Annotated in this window: 16 protein-coding genes and 1 pseudogene; 12 read left to right on the top strand and 5 right to left on the bottom strand. The window is 43.4% G+C overall.

The window, feature by feature from the left end; genetic code table 11:
* The first annotated feature begins 1 nt into the window (after position 1).
* From MKX30_RS25410 to MKX30_RS25425, 4 genes and pseudogenes are all read left to right on the top strand, one after another.
* Positions 2-1,393 (top strand): efflux RND transporter periplasmic adaptor subunit, encoded by a 1,392-nt coding sequence (locus MKX30_RS25410; RefSeq protein ID WP_076295680.1) that lies wholly within the window; start codon positions 2-4, stop codon positions 1,391-1,393.
* A pseudogene (locus MKX30_RS25415) lies at positions 1,390-4,500 on the top strand (efflux RND transporter permease subunit). Before MKX30_RS25410 ends, MKX30_RS25415 begins: the two are co-directional and overlap by 4 nt.
* Positions 4,501-4,667: 167 nt before the next feature.
* Entirely contained in the window at positions 4,668-5,129 is a 462-nt protein-coding gene (locus MKX30_RS25420) for a MarR family winged helix-turn-helix transcriptional regulator (protein ID WP_028541769.1), read from the top strand.
* Complete coding sequence (locus tag MKX30_RS25425) at positions 5,116-6,153, top strand: threonine aldolase family protein (protein ID WP_028541770.1); 1,038 nt, start codon at positions 5,116-5,118, stop codon at positions 6,151-6,153. The genes MKX30_RS25420 and MKX30_RS25425 overlap by 14 nt, the downstream gene beginning before the upstream one ends.
* A 223-nt stretch (positions 6,154-6,376) precedes the next feature.
* Here the strand turns inward: MKX30_RS25425 and MKX30_RS25430 are convergent, their stop codons facing one another.
* Positions 6,377-7,216 carry a helix-turn-helix transcriptional regulator gene (locus MKX30_RS25430; RefSeq protein ID WP_023990412.1) on the bottom strand — a complete coding sequence of 280 codons (840 nt, stop codon included), beginning with the start codon at positions 7,214-7,216 and terminating at the stop codon, positions 6,377-6,379.
* 188 nt (positions 7,217-7,404) lie between these two features.
* On the opposite strand from MKX30_RS25430, the gene MKX30_RS25435 reads away from it, so the two are divergent.
* Together MKX30_RS25435 and MKX30_RS25440 are read left to right on the top strand one after the other, a co-directional pair.
* Entirely contained in the window at positions 7,405-10,713 is a 3,309-nt protein-coding gene (locus tag MKX30_RS25435; RefSeq protein ID WP_341063828.1) for a pectinesterase family protein, read from the top strand.
* Positions 10,714-10,902: 189 nt separating this feature from the next.
* Complete coding sequence (locus MKX30_RS25440) at positions 10,903-12,120, top strand: macrolide family glycosyltransferase (RefSeq protein ID WP_341063829.1); 1,218 nt, start codon at positions 10,903-10,905, stop codon at positions 12,118-12,120.
* A gap of 7 nt (positions 12,121-12,127) precedes the next feature.
* On the opposite strand, the gene MKX30_RS25445 is transcribed toward MKX30_RS25440, so the two are convergent.
* Positions 12,128-13,354 (bottom strand): sugar efflux transporter, encoded by a 1,227-nt coding sequence (locus tag MKX30_RS25445; RefSeq protein WP_341063866.1) that lies wholly within the window; start codon positions 13,352-13,354, stop codon positions 12,128-12,130.
* Between the two features lie 244 nt (positions 13,355-13,598).
* Between MKX30_RS25445 and tnpA the strand changes: the two genes are divergently transcribed.
* Both tnpA and tnpB read left to right on the top strand, forming a co-directional pair.
* Positions 13,599-13,736 carry an IS66 family insertion sequence element accessory protein TnpA gene (gene tnpA, locus MKX30_RS27440; protein WP_397344732.1) on the top strand — a complete coding sequence of 46 codons (138 nt, stop codon included), beginning with the start codon at positions 13,599-13,601 and terminating at the stop codon, positions 13,734-13,736.
* 215 nt (positions 13,737-13,951) lie between these two features.
* A complete protein-coding gene (gene tnpB, locus MKX30_RS25450; RefSeq protein WP_071558214.1) occupies positions 13,952-14,203 on the top strand; it encodes an IS66 family insertion sequence element accessory protein TnpB in 252 nt (83 codons plus the stop codon).
* Between the two features lie 196 nt (positions 14,204-14,399).
* Here the strand turns inward: tnpB and MKX30_RS25455 are convergent, their stop codons facing one another.
* Positions 14,400-15,905: an alpha/beta hydrolase family protein gene (locus MKX30_RS25455; RefSeq protein WP_023990408.1), complete on the bottom strand. Its 1,506-nt coding sequence runs from the start codon at positions 15,903-15,905 to the stop codon at positions 14,400-14,402.
* A 430-nt stretch (positions 15,906-16,335) separates the two neighbouring features.
* Positions 16,336-17,109: an alpha/beta fold hydrolase gene (locus MKX30_RS25460; protein ID WP_076264970.1), complete on the bottom strand. Its 774-nt coding sequence runs from the start codon at positions 17,107-17,109 to the stop codon at positions 16,336-16,338.
* 185 nt (positions 17,110-17,294) lie between these two features.
* On the opposite strand from MKX30_RS25460, the gene MKX30_RS25465 reads away from it, so the two are divergent.
* From MKX30_RS25465 to MKX30_RS25475, 3 genes are all read left to right on the top strand, one after another.
* On the top strand, positions 17,295-18,887 hold the full coding sequence (locus MKX30_RS25465; RefSeq protein ID WP_341063830.1) for an alkaline phosphatase family protein: 1,593 nt from the start codon (positions 17,295-17,297) through the stop codon (positions 18,885-18,887).
* An 81-nt stretch (positions 18,888-18,968) separates the two neighbouring features.
* Entirely contained in the window at positions 18,969-19,322 is a 354-nt protein-coding gene (locus MKX30_RS25470) for an ArsR/SmtB family transcription factor (protein WP_023990405.1), read from the top strand.
* 88 nt (positions 19,323-19,410) lie between these two features.
* Positions 19,411-20,700, top strand: coding sequence for an arsenical efflux pump membrane protein ArsB (locus MKX30_RS25475; protein WP_028541774.1), 1,290 nt, complete (start codon positions 19,411-19,413; stop codon positions 20,698-20,700).
* A 30-nt stretch (positions 20,701-20,730) separates the two neighbouring features.
* Here MKX30_RS25475 and MKX30_RS25480 read toward each other — a convergent pair whose 3' ends face one another.
* Entirely contained in the window at positions 20,731-21,126 is a 396-nt protein-coding gene (locus MKX30_RS25480) for a winged helix-turn-helix transcriptional regulator (protein ID WP_023990403.1), read from the bottom strand.
* A 159-nt stretch (positions 21,127-21,285) separates the two neighbouring features.
* Between MKX30_RS25480 and MKX30_RS25485 the strand changes: the two genes are divergently transcribed.
* Complete coding sequence (locus MKX30_RS25485; protein WP_254349024.1) at positions 21,286-21,846, top strand: NAD(P)H oxidoreductase; 561 nt, start codon at positions 21,286-21,288, stop codon at positions 21,844-21,846.
* Positions 21,847-21,924 lie beyond the last annotated feature (78 nt).

Consider the following 21,924-nt stretch of genomic DNA (forward strand, 5'->3'; position numbering starts at 1 on the left):
AATGATTGCAGGGGTTGCATTAGCTATAGTAGCTTCTGGTTGCTCCAGTGCAACGGAGAACTCTGTAACACAAGCCAGTCACCCGGTAAAAGTGGAGAAACTTGCAATGAAACCTTTGACCAATGATTTTAATTTGGCGGGGACATTGCAGGCAAGTAATGAGGCCAATGTTTCCTTTGAAGCGGATGGACGTATATTGAACACCATGGTCGAGGTTGGAGATTCAGTAGAAAAAGGGAGTGTCCTTGCGAAGTTAGATACATCTGCTTATCAGTTACAGCTGGATCGGGCAAAGGCAACCATGGAAAAGGCACAGGCGGGTGTTAGCCAAGCGGAGGCTTCTGTTCAATCGGCACAGGCGGGCATTCATAGTTCACAATCCCAGGTCAATGCGGCCCAATCCAAATTGCAGGAATTGAACAATGGCGCCAAAAAGCAGGAGATTGCACAGTCTCAAAATGCGGTTACTGTAGCAACTAATAATTACAACAAGAAGAAAGCGGATGCCGCACGGTCCCAAAGTCTATTCCAGGCAGGTGCAGTATCCTTAACGGAAAATGAGAATGCACAGCTGGAATTAACGAACGCACAAGAAAGTTTAAGTGATGCGCAAGAGAAATTGTCTCTTTTGCTTGCAGGGGCATCCCAAGAACAACGTGCACAAGCTTCGGCTGGGGTAGATCAGGCCAGAGCAGGGCTGGAGTCAGCTAGGGCTACTAGGCAACAAGGGATAGCCAGCAAAGCCCAGGCGCAGGCTACCTATGAGGATGCACTGGCTGCTTATGAACAGTCATCCTTGTCACTGAAAAAAGCTACTTTAACCTCCCCGATCACTGGTGTTGTGATTGAAAAAAAGATATCTGATGGTCAATTGGGCTCCAGCGGGAGTGAGGCATTTGTTGTCGGAAATATCAAGACTTTAAAAGTACTTCTCCCCGTACCGGACAGTGAAATCTTATCGTGGAAGAAAAACCAAAAAGTAAATATATCTCTCTATGATGAAATCAGAACAGGGACTGTTACCCAGATCTATCCATCGACTAACTCCAAAACGGGAAGCATCAATGTGGAAGTTAGCATTGCCAATCCTGAACTGGATTGGAAGCCTGGTCAAGTCATAAGCGCATCTAAAAGCATGGATCAAAACGAAGCACTTTTAGTGCCCGTAGAGGCCGTAATTAGTACGGGAAATGACCCTTATGTCTTTAAAGCTATAAATGGAAAGGCCGTTAAAACAGTGATTAAACTGGGAAAAGTGACTAATAATCAGCTCGAAGTTGTCTCTGGACTACAGGCAGGCGATCAAATCGTTACGCAAGGAGCAGGCACCTTATTTAATGGTGATTTAATTGGGAATGATGTACTTGGGAAATCGGAGGAGTCGTCCGAATGATTAAATATATCGTTAAAAAGCAGAAAATTACACTCATTTTCTTTGGCATGTGCATTGTGCTAGGGCTCTACAATTTTACATCGTTACCTAAACAGGAGCAGCCCGATGTTATTCCCTTGTCAGCCAGTGTTACAACCATCTATCCGGGCGCTTCACCCGAAAGAATCGAGCAAACCATTACTAAGGTCATGGAACAGAAAATTAAAGCAGTACAAGGTGTCAAAACGATTTCTTCCACTTCATCTAAAGGCCAATCCAGTATAACTGTAGAAGCTTTTGAAGATGCGGACCCGACAAAGGTGTAGGCTGATCTTCGTACAAAGGTACAGGATGCACAGTCCGAGCTTCCAGATGATGCGATGCAGTCTATTATCAATGATAGCATGACAAGCTCTTTCATTGGTTCATATGCGATTACTTCTGATAAAATTGAGAATTTATACTCGTTAAATGAATTGATGAACAAATGGAAGGATCAATTAAAAACGGTATCAGGTGTTTCGCAAGTTAATATTCAAGGAATACCAGATCAAGAAGTACGAATTAGTTTAGACACACAAAAGATGCAACAATATAACATCTCCTGGGAGCAGGTTGTTCAAGCAATCAAAAATGAGAATGAAAGAGTTCCTACAGGAAGTATGGATTTCAATGAGCGTACTTATCAGCTGACGGTAAATGCCTCTACCGATCCATCCATTCTAAATAACGTCCAGATTTCAAGCAATGACGATGGATTCCCCATATCTCTGAAAGATGTAGGGACAGCCTCACTTGTTTTTAAAAAAGCGGCTAGTTATACGTATGTGAATAACAAGCCAGCTATTTCAATCAGTGTGAGTGGAGATACAGGCACAGACGTGCCAACGGTATCTAAAGCGACAACAGCCAAAATCAATGAACTTGTGAGCAGTTTACCGAAGAATGTGCATTTTGAGCTGCTTTTTGCACAAAATGATCGAGTCAATGAAATGTTTGGAAACCTGACCAAAGAGATGATCATCGCTATTATATCGGTCATTGTTATATGTACATTAGGTTTAAATTTGCTGACTTCTGCATTTGTTGCCTTGGCCATTCCTGTTTCCATCGCCATCGGCTTTATTTTCTTGCCCACAACAGGAATCACGCTGAATCAAATTTCAGTCATCGGATTAATCATCGTGCTAGGGATATTGGTTGATGATGCCGTCGTGGTCAATGACAATATTGAACGCCGACGCACTGAATTTGGGGAAGATGCTACGGAGGCGGCTATTAAAGGGACGAAAGAGGTATCCTTATCGATCATTACAGCTACGCTAGCTACGGTTGCAGCATTTGCCCCGCTTTTATTCCTGCCGGGCACCATTGGTGACTTTATTAAACCGATACCTACCGTTATTTCGTTAACGATGCTGGCTTCCATGATTATGTCGCTAACGATCATTCCTATTTTCCGTCAATGGTACGATCAACGTCGTAAAGGAAAAGAGAGTAGTAAGACAGTTAAGCCACCTGGACTTCTGGGGAATCAAATCCAGTCTCTATCCAATGTGTACTCTAAAAACTGGATGCCAAGGATCCTGCGACGTCCACTGTTAACAGCGCTTATTGGTCTTATGATGGGTACAGCAGCTTATGGACTACTTGCTGTTGTTCCCATTGAATTATTTCCGGATTCTGATAAAGCGGATGCTACGATCAGCGTAACGATGCCAGAAGGAACGTCGTTGCAGGCAACCAATCAGGTTATTAACGAGATTGGGAGCTGGGTCAAAAAACAGCCAGAAACAGAGCGACTGGCGGCAACGGCAGGTGGAGGAGCACCTCAGCTGTACAGCGATGTTGCAGGTGGTCACGGCTCTGGGGGAGCGGTAAACGGCCAAATTGCTGTCGTTGGAAAAGAGGGGCTATTTGATCTCAAAAAAACAGTGGATAACTGGATCCATACGCTACAAACTAAATATCCATCTGCATTAATCAGCATTCGTGTTCCCCAATTAGGTATTCCGGTCGGCAGTGCGGTGTCTATCCGTATTAAAGGAGAAGACATTGATAAGCTGCAAAACATGACAACTAAAGTCAAAGAAATTGTTGCGGGGACCCCCGGAGCTGTAGATGTGACCGATAATATGGGTATGCAAAGCTATAATCTGAATTTCCAAATCAATCAGCAAGCCCTGGATAAATATCAGGTTAGCTATTCCGATTTAACGCGTACCTTGTTACTAATGGGTGACGGTGTGAATGTAACGGATTTTGATACGGGTAAAGAATTGCTTGATATAAATGTATATATGAACAAACCAAACAATGATCCTGAGGTATTATTCCAACAATTAAGCGTGAACAATTCGGCAAGGGAGCAAATCCCCTTATCCCAATTAGCCACGATGAAACCGGACTTTTCCATCCAGCAAATCCACCGCTATGATTTGGAACGGACGGTAACGATCTCATCCGATGCAAATGGGCGTACAGCTACAGAACTCACTCAGGACATCCGTAGCAAACTTACCAATACACAGTTTGAGCCAGGCTACACATGGGAGATGGGAGGGGAAACATCCGCGCAGTCCGATATGTTTAAGGATTTGGGCAAATTAGCTGTGATTGTTATTTTTCTTATTCTCCTCTTAATCACCATGCAGTTTTACTCGGTTTCCACACCGCTAATTATTATGACCACTGTTTATCTGGCAGCGGCAGGAGGAATCCTTGGAAGTTTTATTTCAGGGATGCCCATTGGATTCATGAGTATTATGGGTATCATTTCACTTGCTGGTATCGTCGTGCGTAACGGTATTGTGTTAATAGAGTTTATTGAAGATGCGCGGCGTGAAGGCGCTGATTTAACAGACGCCATCTTAATGGCATGCTCTGCCCGTTTCCGTCCGATCTTGCTCACCTCGCTAACTGCGATCGTCGGAATGATACCGATTGCTACGATGGGAGAAATTCTATTCAAGCCATTGGCAGCGACCATTATATTCGGACTGATTTTTTCAACCATTTTAACGTTGTTTGTAGTTCCGACTCTTTATATGGTCGTAGCTCATCTGAAGCTGAAACGGAAGCATAAGAAGGAAAAGGCTATAAATAGCGATAGCTCAATGACCTTGTAGGTAAATATAGAAAAGAATATACTTCATTTTTCCTTATTATTATGAAATCGTACATTAGACGAGTGTCTTAATGTACGATTTTTTCTTTTGTGATTATTATTTCATTGACAGAGTCCACAAAAATCATTACTATAATTGTTGCAAAAGTCCACTAAATTGGGGGAGTTATGATCAATATAAATGCTAATATGATAGCGGATATGAGGCGTTTTAATCGGTTCTATACGAATATACTGGGGGTTTTAGATAGACATGTGCTGGATAGCGGATATTCCTTTACCGAGGCCCGTGTCATTATAGAGATCGGGTTGATCGAGCCATGTATTGCGAATACTCTTGTCGAATCTCTTAAAATTGATCGCAGCTATATGAGTAGGATCATTGCTAAATTTTGCAAAGAGGGCTTTCTTGTTAAGGAAAATTCAACGTTGGATAATAGAACAAATCTGATTCGTTTGACTCCTAAAGGAAAGGAGTTCTATAACCAACTGAATGAAAGGTCTGATGAACAAATTCTAAAATTAGTTCAAGGACTTTCAGAAGAAGAGATAAAGGAATTACATGCTTCTATGTTGTTAATTCAGAAGAAATTGGATAATTTGGAGAGGATACAGAATGATACGATTTGAATGCGACTATACCGAAGGTGCCCATGAGCGCATATTAAAGCGACTACTGGAGACTAATGATGAACAAACTCCAGGTTATGGTGTGGACGATCATTGTGAAAAAGCCAGAGCATATATTAAAGAAGCATGTGACTCCCCAAATGCGGATGTACACTTTTTGGTTGGAGGTACACAGACCAATACCACCGTCATTTCTTCTATTCTGCGTCCACATCAAGGCGTCGTTGCGGCAGTTTCTGGACATGTTGCTGTTCATGAAACCGGAGCAATTGAAGCTACTGGACATAAAATACTTACTTTGCCAAGCGGGGATGGGAAGATCCGGGCCGAGCAGGTACAAGATTTGTATGACGCTCACTGGAATGATGCCGCTCCTGAGCATAGTGTACAGCCCGGTATGGTTTATATTTCCCAACCTACTGAAAATGGAACGATCTATAGTAAATCAGAGCTGGAGGCATTAAGTAGAGTCTGTCGAGAGTGTGGTTTACCACTGTTTATAGATGGAGCCCGATTAGGTTATGGCTTGGTGGCCGAAGATAGCGATGTATCTTTAGCAGATATAGCGAAGCTATGCGATGTATTTTATATTGGTGGAACCAAAATTGGAGCCTTGATGGGAGAAGCAGTAGTCATTCTAAATGGTACATTGAAAAAAGATTTTCGATATATGATCAAGCAAAAAGGAGGGCTGCTGGCTAAGGGAAGAATGTTGGGCATTCAATTCGAAACTTTGTTTGAAGACGGTTTATACGTTGAAATTTCCAAACACGCTATAGATATGGCCATGCTGCTTCAAAACGGATTATCTGAGCAAGGGTTTTCTTTTCAATACCGTTCTACAACCAATCAGCAGTTTCCGATTTTACCAGATCGTATACTAAAGGCATTGAGTGAAAAATATACTTACTCCTTTTGGGAAAAGGTTGATGATGCACATAGTGCTGTTCGATTCTGTACCAGTTGGGCAACGAAGAAAGAAAATGTTGAATTGCTAATTCAGGATATTAAAGCATTGCGATAAAGGTCATAGAAAGAGTAATTTATAATTTTAAAGATGTAGAATGACTATGTAATAGCCATACTTCGTTGCATGCATTGCAGCGAAGTATGGTTTTTTTTGTGCATTTTACTTATTCCAAAGTGGCTTGTCTTTAGTTCCATGAAAGAGCAAGTGGATATAAAAATGGAAAAACAAGACAAGAGCGGAGGTATAAAATCGGCGTCTAATTCTTTACACTGAATATCTACCGAACCTGCTTGCGGTACTGAAGAGGGGAGAGCCCAGTTATTTTTTTGAAGATTTTATTAAAGTGGGAAGCATGACCGAACCCGACATCCTCTGCAATATGCTGGATTTTGTCCTTGGTGGTTCGAAGTCTGGTTTGGGCCGCCCTGACCCTCACTACGCGGATGTATTCGCTGAAATGAAAACCAGTCAACTTTAGAAAGATACGGCTTAGGTACGCTGGACTAATGAAAAAGCAGGCGGCCACTTGTTCGAGAGTTAACGGTTCATTGTAATGATCCTGAATAAAAGAAGAAATTTCCGTGATTTTCTGATGCATGGGATGAGAGGAAACAGGTTCACTACGCTCGATCGCTTCCGATCGGTGCACCAGGATCAGCATTTCCAGCAGTAGATGCTGTACGCAACGGTCATGCAGAGGCTGCTTATTCCTGCATTCGGTATTCATCTGTAGGAATAAACGTTCAACTTCCACTTGCTCTCTCGCAGGTAAGCGAAGCAACGCGGATTGCTGATACGGCGGCAGGTCAAGAATGTCATGATCCTGCTGTGGGAGAAACGTCGGAGAAAAATGAATCAAGATGCGCTCTGTTTCCTGCAATTGCGTACTGGCGGTAGAGTGCAAGTCATGAGGAAGGATGAATATCAGATCCCCCTTGCGAGCGGTGTATACCTTGCCATTCATAAAATAGATGCGTTCGCCTCGCAGTAAGAGATACAGCTCATAGTTCTCATGGACATGAGGCCGGGGCATGACTGTGAAACCGGTACGATAGATGTGATGAATGGAGAATTGTTGTTCGCCAATGACATATTTATCTTCTTTCATTTCATTCATGTGCTTCTTCCTTTACAAATTAAGATAAGTAAGCGCATTCATATACCAACAGTATATATGACAACCTGCCAATGATAAAAGCAGAAAAGATTGATGAAAGGAGGTGAAGGCGCTTCTGAACGTCTCGAATCGTGTTTTTATAAAAATATGCGCTGATGTGGAAGAAAATCTTAGGGAGGAAACAGAATATGAGCAAGCAGCGTACATGGAAAAAGGTGCTATGTAATGTGGTTGTGGGTTCATTGTTGTTGACCTTGTGCCCACCACTAATCCAAGCGGAGACTGCGGTAGGAACAGAGAATGCAAAGGTGTCGAAAGTAGCGACGGATATTCCGGCGTTTCCGGGGGCTGAGGGTGGCGGTAAATATGTTACCGGTGGACGCGGAGGTGAAGTGTATGAGGTTACCACGCTGGCAGACTACGGCAAAGGGGAACAGATAATACCCGGATCTCTTCGCGCAGCGGTCAGCTCCGATAATCGGACGGTCGTATTCCGGGTGGGTGGAACGATTCACCTCAAGGAGCCACTTAAAATCTTGGGAAACAACCTGACGGTTGCTGGTCAGACAGCTCCTGGCGACGGTATAACTGTAAGCGATTACACAACAGGGATTGATGCAGATAACGTCATTCTCCGTTACCTGCGTTTCCGATTGACCGACCGTTACCCCAGTGAGGATGACGCGTTAGGGGCCAGATACCATAAAAACATAATGATTGATCACTGTTCCTTTAGCTGGTCGGTGGATGAGGTACTGAGCCTGTATGACAACGTCAATACAACGGTACAATGGTCTATTGCGTCGGAGAGTATGCTAATGACCACGCACCAGAAAGGTCGCCACGGCTATGGCGGCATATGGGGCGGACGAAATTCCACCTATCATCATAACTTGTTGGCTCACAATGCAAGCCGTAATCCGCGTTTTCCAACCGATAAAAAACAAATAGACGCTGTGGAAATGACTAATAATGTCATTTATAACTGGGGATTTTTCTCTTCGTACGGCGGAGGTGAAGGATCGTATAATGTGCTAAATAACTATTATAAGTATGGCCCCAACACATATCAGGACGTTCGCGGTCAAATCTTTGTGGACGTGGGTAGTAAAAAATATAAAACACGCATCTTTATTGGTGGTAACTACATGTACGGCAATGACTCGGTTACAAAAGACAACTGGCAGCTTGGAACATCCATTGGGTCAATTATTGATCCTTCCACCCGTTTGGCGGAGCCGATTGAAGTTAGAGGGGAATACGACAACGGAATCTCACCAGATGCGTATGGTCCATATCAAGCGACAGATGCACAAACCGCATATACTGAGGTGCTTGCCGGCTCAGGAGCCACGCTGCCAAGAAGAGATGCGGTGGACGCTCGAATTATGAATGATGTGAACAATGGAACGGGTGCGTTTATTAACTCTCCGCGTGAAGCAGGGTGGATTTATGACGATTATAACGTAACGACGACGGAGCTTTCTGACAGTGACCATGATGGAATGCCGGATGAATGGGAACGTGCCAATGGGCTGGACCCCAATAATGCAGATGACCGTAACGGTCAGGGGCTTGCCGGTACAGGGGCGTATGCTCATTTTGCCAAGGGTTATACGAATCTTGAGGTCTATTTAAATGATCTTATTGAGAAGCTAGCGAATGGAAATGAGGTGGATAATCCAGAGGCCGTCGTTCAGGTGTCGGATGCAGACGGACGTCCACTAAAGCATAACGATATTTTGGAAGCAGGCCGGGATGCGACCATAACAGCAACAGCCAAGGATAAAGATGGTATTGCTCACGTTGAATTTATCATTGACGGCAAACTTGTTGGTAAAGTAGAGACCGCACCTTATCATCTGGATTGGAATCATGTAACAGACGGTACCCACAATATTATTGTACGGGTGACTGACCGCAAGGGGACTGCTGTATTTTCCAATCCTGTTACCATTCACGTCAATACGACTGCGCCATCGGGAAGTTGGCTCAGCGAAGAGATTGGCTCTGAGGGCAACGATGGTTATATAAAAGGGCATACTCAGGTCTTAAAAGAAGATGCAAGCGGTAGCAGCATACGACTGAAGTCAGCGGGAGACGTTGACGGTAAGGCAGATATTTTCCATTATGCTTATCAAAAATGGGAAGGTGACACTGAGATCACAGCCCGTGTGGAACAAATTACCCCGGTGGATGATAATGCCGAAGCGGGTGTAATGATTCGTGAATCGCTGAAGCCTGGATCAAAAATGGCTTTTATGTCTTTAGCATTTGTTAAATATGGCAAACAGGGTATTCTTATCAGTCGTGATCAAACGGATGGTAAGACGAAACGTGCGTCAATGGAGGCTTTTATTACAACGCCATATTCGGTTCGTCTTGTACGACAAGGACAAAAGGTTACCGGCTGGGTATCCGCAGATGGTGTGGCGAACTGGGAGAAGGTTGGTGAAACTGTTATAGATGTGCCGGATAATCAGCCGCTATTGATCGGGTTGGCTACCGATGCATCCAAACAACAAAACGATGTATGGAATTACAATACGTCGGAATTCAGCAATGTCACCATCCGCAACCTGACAGACTCAGGAGGAACTCATCCCACTAGTGTGGTGGTAGCGACCTATGGCCCTGCTGACTTTAGATCTCTTCAGGCAGCTATTGACGCAGTCCCTGACGACAGCAACACAAGGACAGTTATCCATCTCAAAAACGGTACGTATCGTGAAAAAATAAAGGTGAATTCCTCCAAAAAAAATCTGAGCATTATCGGAGAAGATCGCGACAAAACGATCATTTCTTTTGATGATACGGCCAAAACCGTGGTGGACGGAAAAGAATTAGGAACAAGCAACAGCTATACAATGCGTGTGCAAAGTCCCGATTTTGTGTTGGAGAATGTCACGGTTGCCAATACAGAAGGAACTGGGCAGGTGCAGGCTGTAGCGTTATATGCCGAAGGCGATCGTGGTAAGTATCACAATGTCAAAATTACCGGCCTACAGGATACGTTGCTTGTGAACCGTGGCAGACAGTATTTCAAGGACAGCTACATCAGTGGCAGTGTAGATTTTATATTTGGCAATGCACCTGCCGTGTTTGATAATTCGATCATACACAGCCTGCGTGCTGGATATGTGACAGCAGCTTCAACAGAAGAGAACAAGCCGGGCTTTGTATTTATTCAATGTCGGCTGACAACAGAAAATGGCTTGACAGGCAAGGTGGATCTCGGACGGCCATGGCGCCCTTACGCTCATGTTACTTTTTTGAAGACCTATATGGATGACCATATCAAGCCGGGCGGCTGGAACAATTGGGGCAAGGAATCCAATGAGCAGACCGCAAGATTTGGAGAGTTTGACAACTTTGGGCCAGGTGCAGAAAGTAGCGGGCGTGTACCTTGGGCCAAACAGCTTACCGCCGATGAAGCAAGCCAGTACACCGTTGAAGCTGTTCTGAGCGGGACAGACCATTGGGATTGGCGTCTTTAAATTTGATGTTCAATGGTTAAGCGGGGCAAGCGCTTCTAGCGTTCAGCCTCGCTTATTTCTATAGTTTGAGTAGAGGATACATACTTAATTTTCGGTGTTGAAAATACTTGTTTATATGGTAAATGTTTGCTATGTTAAAAGTGCATTTATTTCAAATTGTAATTTATTATTGATTTGGAGGTGTAAGGTATGGCACGTGTGTTAGTAGTGATCACGCCTGCTGAAGGCCATGTTAATCCGACACTAGGATTAGTGAAAAGGTTGGTAGACAGTGGGGAGGATGTTGACTATGTGTGTACGGAAGAATATCGTACGAGAATTCAACAGACAGGAGCACAGATGATCACCTACCCTTTTGTTGATGATGCTTTTTCTAAAGACTCTGATTTAAAGCCAGCAGAATACAAACATCATTATCAATTTGTGTACATGATGGTAAAAGGTATGATTCTTCCGATTATTCCAGAGGTTTTGAGAGTTATTGAAAACAGAACCTATGATTATTTAATCTATGATTCTTTGATGGGCTGGGGAGGCACGATTATTGCACAGAAGCTAGGAATCCCTGCTGTGTGCTCTATCGCTTCTTTTGCTTTCGTAGAGCCGTTGGGATCGGGACAAGGCATGAATGACAATGATCCGGAGGTAAAAAAGTTGTACACGGCTACGATGCAAATAACGCATCAACTAGCTAATGAGCTTCAGGTTGACGCTCCGGCTATAGAAGAGATTGCTCCTCATGGCGGGCGCTTAAGAATAGTTTATACAAGCCGCTATTTTCAACCGCAAGCCGAAAAACTGGATCACAGTTTTATTTTTACAGGTCCTTCTATTGTACCGCGTAAAGATGCTCCATCTTTCCCGTTCGAACAACTTCGTGTTCTGCATCCACAGGCGGTTTACATTTCAATGGGTACTATATTGAATAAAGACTTGGAATTTTATAAGCTTTGTTTTGCAGCATTTCGCGATTTGCCTGTGCAGTTTGTGCTGTCTTCAGGCAATTATACAGACATGGAGCCATTGGCCCCGTGTATCCCTGACAATTTTATAATCAAGCCTTATATTCCGCAATTGGAAATGCTTCAGCATGTGGACGCTTTTGTTACACATGCGGGGATGAACAGTACAAGTGAAGCCCTATATTACAATGTACCGCAGGTCATGATTCCTTTAACATCGGATCAGCCGATCGTAGCCAGTCGGGTGCAGGAACTGGGAGCGGGTGTTGTTGTGGATAAAAATAAGCTTACACCCGCTAGTTTGAGAGCTGCCTTATTAGAGGTATTGAGTCATCCAACCTATAAAGAACAGGCTCATGTGATCGGCGAATCATTACGCCAGGCTGGTGGGTATAGACATGCTGCAGATACAATTATGAGTCATTTCTCCACCATAGAAAAATAAGCGCAGTCTATATACTGTGATTCCTTTCTTTTAAAGCAGCAGATTTTTCAAACTCTAATTTCTTCGAAATTGCCAGGAGACCAAGGGAGCAGATGATTAGGGCCAAACATACCCAATAGGTGTTTCGGTAACCAATCCATTGAGCGGTTAATCCGCCCATCAAGCTCCCTACCAGTCTTCCGATGGTTGTCGCATTGGAATATAGCGTCGATGCGTACCCTGGAAGAGAGGGCAACAAATCCTGCATGTAACTAATGCCAATGGCAGAAATCACTGCAACAAAGAAGGCTAGAAGAAGTTGCCCCACGAATAGCTGCCACATCTCCGTAGACATAATAACAAGGATATAATAGACAACTCCTGTTAATGCCCCTAAAAATACAAGCAAACGGTTGGAGTATTTAGCTGCTAGTACGCCTAGCATGAGCATCAAGGGGATTTCTAAAATGGCGCAAATACTGGATACTAGAGCAACGTCACTCGTGTCACCTTTTAAATTGTGAATGATGAACAAAGAAATATTTAAACTGTTCATCCAGTGAGACGTATAGAGCAGAGTAAGAACTAAAAAGGGGATCAGAATCTCAATATTTTTATGTAATGTAATGTTATGAAGTGAAAGTTGATTCTTATGTTTAAGCTGAGCGGGAGTCTGCTGGATAAAAAAGAATAAAAGAACAGCAATGAGAACAAAAATAGAGGTCGTTCCCATAAAGATACCTTTAAAGCCCGTATGTGCAATCAAAAAGGAACCAAAAAGCGGCCCAGTAATAAAGCCAAGAGAAAACATAGACCGAAGCGTTGAATTAGCAAAGGCGTGATCCGCAGATTTACTGCGATCTACTGCTTCACGTGCACTGGCAAATAACTGCGGCATCCCAGGAGCACCAATGGCCGTAAAGATCGTCATATAAACAAAAAGTACATAAAAATTTTGGATTACAAGATATCCTGCAAATGCTACGGCATTAAATAACGTACAAATCACCAAAATTTGTTTACGATCTAATCCGGTATCAGAACGTTTGGCAATCAGAGAGCTTATCCATATGCCACAAATCAAGGTCACCGCTGTAAACACACCGAAGGTTCCCACAGATACGCCAAGTGTACTTGTAAAATATACAGCTAAAAAAGGTGCGCTGATGGATATAGCCATGCCTTGCAATAACATGCAGATCATGAACAATGGGTAGTTAGGGATAACGAAAAGATTTTGAATACGCTTTAGCATTTCTTTTTTACACCCCTTCGGATTTAGTAGCAGAAACATTTCTATCCTTCCTAAACTATATATGATTTTAGTATAAAATGTATATTCACATGGTGTGAAATATTATATATTATTTTTCACTTTGAGGAGCAGGTCAATATACAGGCAAAGATACAGTAACAGGCTAAGAGTCAAACTCTCCATACCTTCAACTACTAACCTAGCTATGAGATCATGAGATTAACCTGAATACGGAGGGTAACTCATGAATGCCAAAGAACAACGCAGACAAGATTGGCACACACGTATCGCAGCCTATCGGGCAAGTGGCCTCACGATGAAAGCTTGGTGCTCCGCAAATCATTGTTCTGTCGAACAATTGAAATATTGCTGTACAAAATAAAGCGGTATCATCCTCAGCTACTCCAGATCCAAAGACTTCTCCCGTACAGTTTGTACCTCTTGCCACTGTAGATCCACCTGGCAGCGTTTCTCCTTCTCTAATCCTTCATATCGGTGAAGCCAGTATCGAGCTTCATTCCCGCTTTGACCCAATGCTTTTGCGCGAAGTGATTCACGCGCTTACTTCACCATGCTGACCTTTCCAAGCATCAGCGTGTGTTTCTTGCTTGTGGTTCCACCGATCTGCGCAAGTCGATCGACGGACTTGCTGCCATCGTTCAGGAAAGCTTTGGTCTGAATCCGTTCTCCTCCGGCTTATTCGTATTCTGTAACCGGGCATGCAACAAGCTCAAAATTCTATATTGGGATCACAATGGGTTCTGGCTTTACTATCGCAGCCTAGAACGTGGCAGATTTCAATGGCCTACAGGCAAGGAAGAAGTAGTAGCCATTTTACTAAGGTGGTAACGCTGATGTTATGTTTTTTGCTACTTCCACACGGCTGCTCTGTCCTGCTTTTAACTCCTGTATGATGGCTAGTTTCTCAATCGCATTGTATTCGTTCTTCTTAGACAAAGGAAAACTCCCCTTCAAGTAGCGGTTTATTTATTAAACCTGTCTACTTGAAGGGGAGCATATCAAAATCGGTAGCCTGTTCCGTAATTTATAATAGCGAGGTTACGAATTTCACCTCCGGAAAGCGGCTATCCGGTCCTTTCATTAAGATTCCGCCTTGATTTTTCAGATACCTATCGAAGAAATCCAGCATATAGGCATTGATAACGGAGTTCGCTCTTTCGGGCGCAATCTTTCCTGTAATGCCCAGCATTTTGAAAATCGGAGAAATGAACTGTACGTCGGCAAAATTCAAATGCTCCGTATTTTCGATATAGAGGACTTGTCCTCCTTCGTCGACCGTTTCGCGCATCCGTTCAAGCTCCAACTTTTTATCTTCCGTTACTTGATCCTCCCACTCTCTTGTTGAGCCCATATGGTTAAGCTCTGCATCCGTGTAGACCCGGTTATCCATCACCATTTTTAATTTTTCGAAATAGCTTTCCGAGTTGATGAACAAAAACGGCTTTCGCAGACCCTCTCTGTCACGCAGTCGATAAAGCCCTCCATCAAGGTCTATTCCAACCGCGATTCGCGGATCGTAAGAAGCGTCATAGGCCGTCGCTCCGCCGATGGAATGACCGAACACCCCGACATGACCAAGATCAATTCTCCCTTTTAGATGACTTGGAATCTGTCCCGATTGGATGAGCTCGAATTGGTCCAGCGCAAACGCCACATCGCCGGTTAAAACTTGTCCCAACTTGTCACGATTTCCTCTACTCGTCTGGTAATCATGGTCGGGCGAGAATAAGTCGTTGGTTGTGCTGGTCGTGATTCGCCCGTCCGGAAACTCGGTTGCAAATGTATTGTAGGTGTGGTCGATCACTGCCACGATATATCCATGACTCGCGAGATTTTCGGCTTGCGACGTGTGGAGGTACCTGGAAGAGCCGTTGCCGGGATTCGCAAGGATCAGCGGGTATGAAGTCTGTGCCCAAGAGACTTCGGCCCCCGAATAAGCATGACTGGGTACGTACTTCAGGTGTTGAAAAGTAAACCCGGGAAGGCCATAGTCCGCGGCCATATAACGTAAAATCTGGGTTTCGGGAATAAAGGGAGCATACTTGCCGATGCCAGCTTGAGCTGGATACCATACCTGAACCATCAATTCCCTTTTGCCTGTCGTGGTTTTGCCAAATGTCTCCTCCCGGCTTGGATCGATGAAATGAAAGACTTGCGTACCTACCTTCAACTCGCCGGTTGGCGCCGGAAAGTCGAATACGGGAAACACATAGAGGAAGCACCCCGTTGCGATTAGCCCAATCACGATAAAAAGGCGGCCCAGCACCCTACGGATTCGCGAGGCAGTCCGAACGACTTTCAGCGTTATGAAAACGTCTATAAGTGAGAGCATAAGCATCAGGATCGTAAATCCGTATAAAAATAAAAGCTGAACCCTGTATCCTTCGACAAGCAAATGTATCACTAAAAAAATGGAGCCTGCTCCGCTTGTTAGGAGCAAAGCTGGTTTTCGAATACGTTGATTGATAATGAACAGGAGTGCCAACAAACAAGCACTTGAAAAGAATAGCAGCATTTCAAAAAACCTCACGCCAACTCCTCCTTAAAAATAATCCTATCAATGGATTAGTATAGAGGAGCAGCTAGGTTGATACCATTGATCTAGATGACAATTGCCTAACACTCTTGTAAGGTTGCGCGACGATGGCGCAGAAAACGGCATGTAATGTGCTGATTCCTGCCTTTCGGCCGGGGTTGTTTGTTTCACAATTGTGAAGACAGCTCAATCTCCAATCTCCGATAAAATGATTTTCAGAACTCAGCTTCTTGCTTCGTTTATGGAAGGGTTCAAAGGCGAGATTGACCGAAACACCTCGGTCAGCATCACTTCCGCTAACTTGTTAAATCATAATTCAGCATAACTTAGCCCTCATTTAGTTGAACAGGTGGGGGCTACTTGACGCTTACGTAACAGGAGTGGGATGTAGATATGTATGTGGAATTTTCCTGTAGGATTTACCTTAAAGACTGAAGCGATCTACGAACTGCTTGATCAGTTCATTCAATAATCTGGCGGCCTTCGTAGGAAGGCGATGATCAGCTTTCTTAAGGAAAACCAGCTCACTATTTGGTAATTGTTGATGCAATATTTTGGCATAGGGATGAAAGTGCTTATCTTCTTCACCATAAACGAGCAGGACAGGAAGCTGGATTTCCTTGAGCAGAGAGGTGCAGTTGTACTTCAAGCTGTAACGGTAATATTGTTCGACATTCCTGGGATTTCCCTGCTTCGCATCGTTGAATAACTTACGGAACAAAGATAGCTGTTTCGTTTGTGACCAAGCAATAGAAAGGGCAAGCGTACCGACTGCGCCGATTTTGGAAAGAGCAAGGCCCAAAGAAATTTTGTTTCTTAGTCGCCATTCGTTTACTTCCGACATTCCACTGATAACAATTCCTCCCCATGCCCGATCTGGATAAGTCAAGAGGAACTCAAGTACTATCGAGCCTCCGGTAGAATATCCACACAAAAATACTTTATCTAAGCTCATCCGGTCCATCAAATGTTTAATATCCAGGGCGATGAGAGGATAAGTAACCGTTTGTTCGGAAGGCTGACTTTTACCGTGTCCTCTGATATCAAAAGCTATAGTTCGAAAATCGGATGACAACTCTTGGAATTGGTATGTAAAATTTAAGCTTGTGAGTACTGGAGGGTGAATGAATAGGATGGCCATTCCTTCACCAGAATCCATGTAATGCATAGAGTATTCGTTTATGTTTGTAGTAGCCATGGTTATGCTCCCTCCCTGAATGGTTTGATCTTAAATTTGGCCTATTAGATCCAAAAAATTCATGGAGGCGTAACTTTAATTGCTTGTATGAAATACCTTTGTCCCGATGATCCAATACAGGAATAATATTTTTAGTACAAGAAAAAAATAAGAGGATCAAGTTTTTCTAAGAAAGGGACACATACATGGGCATGAAAAATAAAGTTACCATAGCACTAGTGCTAAGTTTATTGTTGATGATCTTGGGCTGTAGAGCGGACTCCAGTCAACAGCTAAAACAACAAAGTGTGAAGTCACCTATCATAGTAAATCAAATGGGCAAAAAACCTGTCATTGTGATCTTGATTGATTCATTAATGGATAAGCCTTTGCAAGATGCGATTCAAGAAGGCCGTGCACCCGCGATGCAATATCTCCTTCATCAAGGGCAATATTTCCCGCAAGTAGTGAGTTCATTTCCCACGATGTCTGTGACAATCGACAGTACATTATTAACGGGAACGTATGCAAACCAACATCATGTGCCCGGACTCGTTTGGTACAGCGACCAAAAGAAACGCATGATTCTCTACGGCAATGGTGCCAAAGAAGCCTTGAAGATAGACCAACTGCAAGTATTCTTAGACGCAATTTACCAATTAAACCAAGTTCATTTGAATAAAAAAACGAAAACCATACATGAGGAATTGGCTGACAAAGGAAAAGAATCCGCGTCCATCAATGCTATTGTCTTCAGAGGGAAAACGAAACATGCCTTAAAAGTGCCTGACTTCATAGCGAATAGCAGCAGGGTGCCAGAAAAAATGATAGTAACAGGGCCTAAATGGTTATCTTATGCAGCTTTGGCACAATTGAATCCGAAAAATAGCTGGAATACTCCTTTGTGGAAAAAATTTGGGATGAACGACGAATTTTCCGCAAAAGATACCGCTTTTCTAATAAGCCAGAAGAAACTTCCAGACGTAACCATCACATACTTTCCAGAGAATGATAATTTAGCGCATAGAAAGGGCCCGACTCAACTGGAGGGAATCGAAAAAGCAGATCAAGCACTGCAAACTGTGTTGAATGCATATGATTCGTGGGAACAAGCTGTAAACAATGCGATATGGGTTGTCATGGGTGACAGTGCGCAAAGCGCTGTTTATGATGATCGACAGGTTGCCGCTGTTGATTTAAAGTCGCTTTTGAATCATTACCGTATTGCAAAATTAAATCAACCTGTAAGAAGTGATGACCAAATCGTGATTGCCGCTAATGAACGGATGGCCTATATCTATGCGATAAACGATAACGTAGAGCTGTCCAACGTGGCGAAGCTTTTACAGCATGAGGACAAGCTCGACATTATCGCTATGAAAGATGGTAAAAACAATATTCATGTTACAAAGGGAAAAAAGGGTAAGCTGTTTTCTTATCATCCTGGTGGAAAATTCATCGATGAATATGGGCAATTGTGGACCTTGTCGGGCGAAGAGGACCTTGTGGATATTACGGTGAATAACAACCGGATCCAATATGGAAAATATCCAGACGTTTTGGCGAGGCTACACGGGGCAATGAATTCACATGAAGGAAGATATGTTGTCGTCACGGTCCAACCTGGATATGAACTCGTCGGCGAAAGTTCCCCTACTCACATCGGAGGGGGAGCTCATGGATCGCTGCATGAAAAAGATTCCCTTGTCCCATTAATTATTTCCGGAACGAATACACGTCCCAAAACACTGCGAATCGTGGATATAAAAGACTGGATTATGCAATTGGTGAACGAATAAGTATTATTCGTGCTTGATATTAAAACCGTACTACATTAGTATATAAGCATATAGTTATATAAGTGGAAGGGGGGGCACACCTTGGATCAACTTGGTTATGTAGCCGATCATTTAAAGCTATTGGGGGATAAAACTCGGCTGGCCATGCTTTCCCTGCTAAGAGAGAGAGAATGGTGTGTTTGCGAATTTGTAGATATCTTTGATATGTCGCAGCCAGCAATTAGCCAACATTTGAGAAAATTAAAGTCGCAAGGGATTGTAAAAGAAGAACGACGAAGTCAGTGGGTATACTATTCCTTAAATGTAGACGACAAGCCGCATATTCAAGCTGTTCTTGAGAGTATGCCAGACTCTAAGCAGATTTTAAAATGGCTGAATAAAGAGGAGCCGATCGCATCTTGTGGACCGGATTCATCGGCTTGCTGCTCATCCTAAAGGCTGCTCCGTTTAACTCCTTGCAGGGATAAAGATGTTTTTAATATAAGTATATGTTTATAAGGTGATGTAATGGAGGTTTAAAACATTGATTTTGTTGGCATGCATTATATTCTTAGCCACTTTAGTGTTGGTGATCTGGCAGCCTAAAAATTTGTCCATCGGATGGTCTGCCTGCGGCGGTGCCATACTCGCCTTGCTGGTGGGTGTCGTCGATTTGCATGATGTTTGGGAAGTTACTCATATTGTCTGGAATGCGACACTGGCTTTTGTAGCCATTATTCTGATTTCGTTGGTGCTTGATAAAATAGGCTTCTTCGAATGGGCGGCGCTTCACATGGCACGAGCTGCGCGAGGAAGCGGAACCCGGATGTTTGTTTATGTGACCATTCTTGGCGCCGTTGTTGCTGCTTTTTTTGCGAATGACGGTGCGGCCTTAATACTGACACCGATTGTACTGGCGATGGTTCGGGCACTTAAATTGGATGAGAAAATGGTTTTTCCTTTTATCATAGCGAGCGGTTTTATTTCAGACACGACGTCGCTTCCGCTTGTGGTCAGCAACTTGGTTAATATTGTGTCAGCCGATTTCTTTGGGATCACCTTTATGGAATATGCGAGTCGCATGATTATACCTAATTTATTTTCTTTAGCAGCCAGTATAGGAGTACTGTATCTCTTTTTTCGTAAAAGGATTCCGAAAACGTTTGATGCGACACAATTAATCAGGCCTGCGGAAGCGATTAAAGATCCAAAGATGTTCCGTATGTCCTGGATCGTTCTCGCGGTTTTGTTCATTGGCTACTTTGCATGCGAATTTTTTAATATTCCCGTTTCGGTGGTGGCCGGTATTATTGCTATCTTTTTCTTATTGATGGCGCGTAGAAGCCCTGCAGTGCCGATGAAAGAAGTCATCAAGGGCGCTCCATGGGCTATCGTATTTTTCTCCATCGGAATGTATGTTGTGGTGTATGGTCTGCGTAATGCCGGTTTGACGGATCTGCTGGCCCATGTGATTCAAGCGGCTGCCGATCAAGGTATGTTTGTGGCCACCATGGGCATGGGTTTTATTGCGGCGATTATCTCGTCGGTCATGAATAACATGCCTACGGTCATGATTAATGCGCTTGCCATTGATGCCACCCATGCAACCGGTATAGTCAAAGAGGCGCTGATTTATGCTAACGTCATTGGGTCGGATCTCGGGCCGAAGATAACTCCGATTGGTTCATTAGCCACGTTGTTGTGGCTGCATGTGCTTCGTTCGAAAAACGTGAAAATTTCTTGGGGGGCTTATTTTAAGACAGGCATTGTCTTAACCATTCCTACACTTTTTATGACCCTACTGGGCTTATACCTGTGGTTAGTCATTTCATAGGGCTATAGTATTTCAAACAAGCACGCCTCCTTAAAGAGGTGGTGCTTGTTTGGCGTTTTTTTCCCTCACAGTATACTCTTCCAGCACCTTTGTTTTATCTCCATAGATCCTATCCAAATGATCTTCTCCCCATAAGCAAAAACGATCAAGCAGATCTTTAAAATCCCATCCATATTCACTAAGCTCGTACTCCACTTTGGGTGGAACCTGGTTATAAATGATACGGTGGATGATTCCATCCTTTTCAAGCTCTCTAAGCTGTTGGGTGAGCACTTTTTGGGTGATTTTGGGAATGAGTTGACGAAGTTCGTATGTACGTTTTCTGCCGCTGATTAAATGGTGTAGGATGATGCCTTTCCACTTTCCACTGATGACCTCCAAAGTTGCTTCGATCCCGAGCATATAGGTTTTGGCGTTGTCTTCCATAAACTTTCCCCCTCCAATTTGTAGTTCTAAAAGCACTAAGGAACCTTAAAGTACCTACGGTACAATGAAGTGCGTACTTCACACTTTTATATATATCAACCATAATAGCATCTGTAAACAGGGTACACCAATCACGAGGAGAAAGAAGGTTACGGATACATGAAAGTTCTATTGGTCGTCACGCATCCTAGAGAAGATTCACTTACCCTTGCGGTCATGAATCGTTTTGTAGAGGGATTGAAAGAGAATAAGCACGAGGTAGATATTTTGGACTTGTATCGGGATGGATACAATCCGGTATATAGCGCGGCAGATGAGCTGGATTGGAATACGCCTCATAAACAATATGCTCCTGAAACACGGAGAGAGATGGACAGAATTGCTGCTGCGGATGCTCTGGTCTTTGTGTTTCCTCTATGGTGGTACAGTGTTCCTTCCATGCTAAAAGGGTACCTGGATAAAGTCTGGAACATAGGTTTACTTGAGGAGTTCAAGACAAAACAGGTCTTGTGGCTGTGCTTGGCGGGAGGAACGAAAGAACATCTGATCAAGTATGAATATCACGATTTAGTTACTAATTATTTGAATAAAGCCATTGCTGGTTACGCAAGAGTAAGAGAGTCCAAGGTGGAGTTCTTCTATGATACTTTGTCCGAATCGAAAGAATACATTGAAGGTTTACTGGAGCACGCTTATCAATTAGGTCGGGCATATAAGTGAATTTTATTCTGATAACAATGGGAAGTTAATATTATTGAAAAAGGGTTAAGGCTCGTTAGACGGCACTTAACCCTTTTT

Origin of the sequence: Paenibacillus sp. FSL P2-0173, assembly GCF_038008045.1 — a bacterium.
GTDB classification, from domain to species: Bacteria; Bacillota; Bacilli; order Paenibacillales; family Paenibacillaceae; genus Paenibacillus; species Paenibacillus polymyxa_B.

Coding starts and splice junctions, on each gene's coding strand:
- MKX30_RS25410 (WP_076295680.1), top strand. CDS start 2: ATGATTGCAGGGGTTGCATTAGCTATAGTAGCTTCTGGTTGCTCCAGT.
- MKX30_RS25420 (WP_028541769.1), top strand. CDS start 4,668: ATGATCAATATAAATGCTAATATGATAGCGGATATGAGGCGTTTTAAT.
- MKX30_RS25425 (WP_028541770.1), top strand. CDS start 5,116: ATGATACGATTTGAATGCGACTATACCGAAGGTGCCCATGAGCGCATA.
- MKX30_RS25430 (WP_023990412.1), bottom strand. CDS start 7,216: ATGAATGAAATGAAAGAAGATAAATATGTCATTGGCGAACAACAATTC.
- MKX30_RS25435 (WP_341063828.1), top strand. CDS start 7,405: ATGAGCAAGCAGCGTACATGGAAAAAGGTGCTATGTAATGTGGTTGTG.
- MKX30_RS25440 (WP_341063829.1), top strand. CDS start 10,903: ATGGCACGTGTGTTAGTAGTGATCACGCCTGCTGAAGGCCATGTTAAT.
- MKX30_RS25445 (WP_341063866.1), bottom strand. CDS start 13,354: ATGCTAAAGCGTATTCAAAATCTTTTCGTTATCCCTAACTACCCATTG.
- tnpA (WP_397344732.1), top strand. CDS start 13,599: ATGAATGCCAAAGAACAACGCAGACAAGATTGGCACACACGTATCGCA.
- MKX30_RS25460 (WP_076264970.1), bottom strand. CDS start 17,109: ATGGCTACTACAAACATAAACGAATACTCTATGCATTACATGGATTCT.
- MKX30_RS25465 (WP_341063830.1), top strand. CDS start 17,295: ATGGGCATGAAAAATAAAGTTACCATAGCACTAGTGCTAAGTTTATTG.
- MKX30_RS25480 (WP_023990403.1), bottom strand. CDS start 21,126: ATGGAAGACAACGCCAAAACCTATATGCTCGGGATCGAAGCAACTTTG.
- MKX30_RS25485 (WP_254349024.1), top strand. CDS start 21,286: ATGAAAGTTCTATTGGTCGTCACGCATCCTAGAGAAGATTCACTTACC.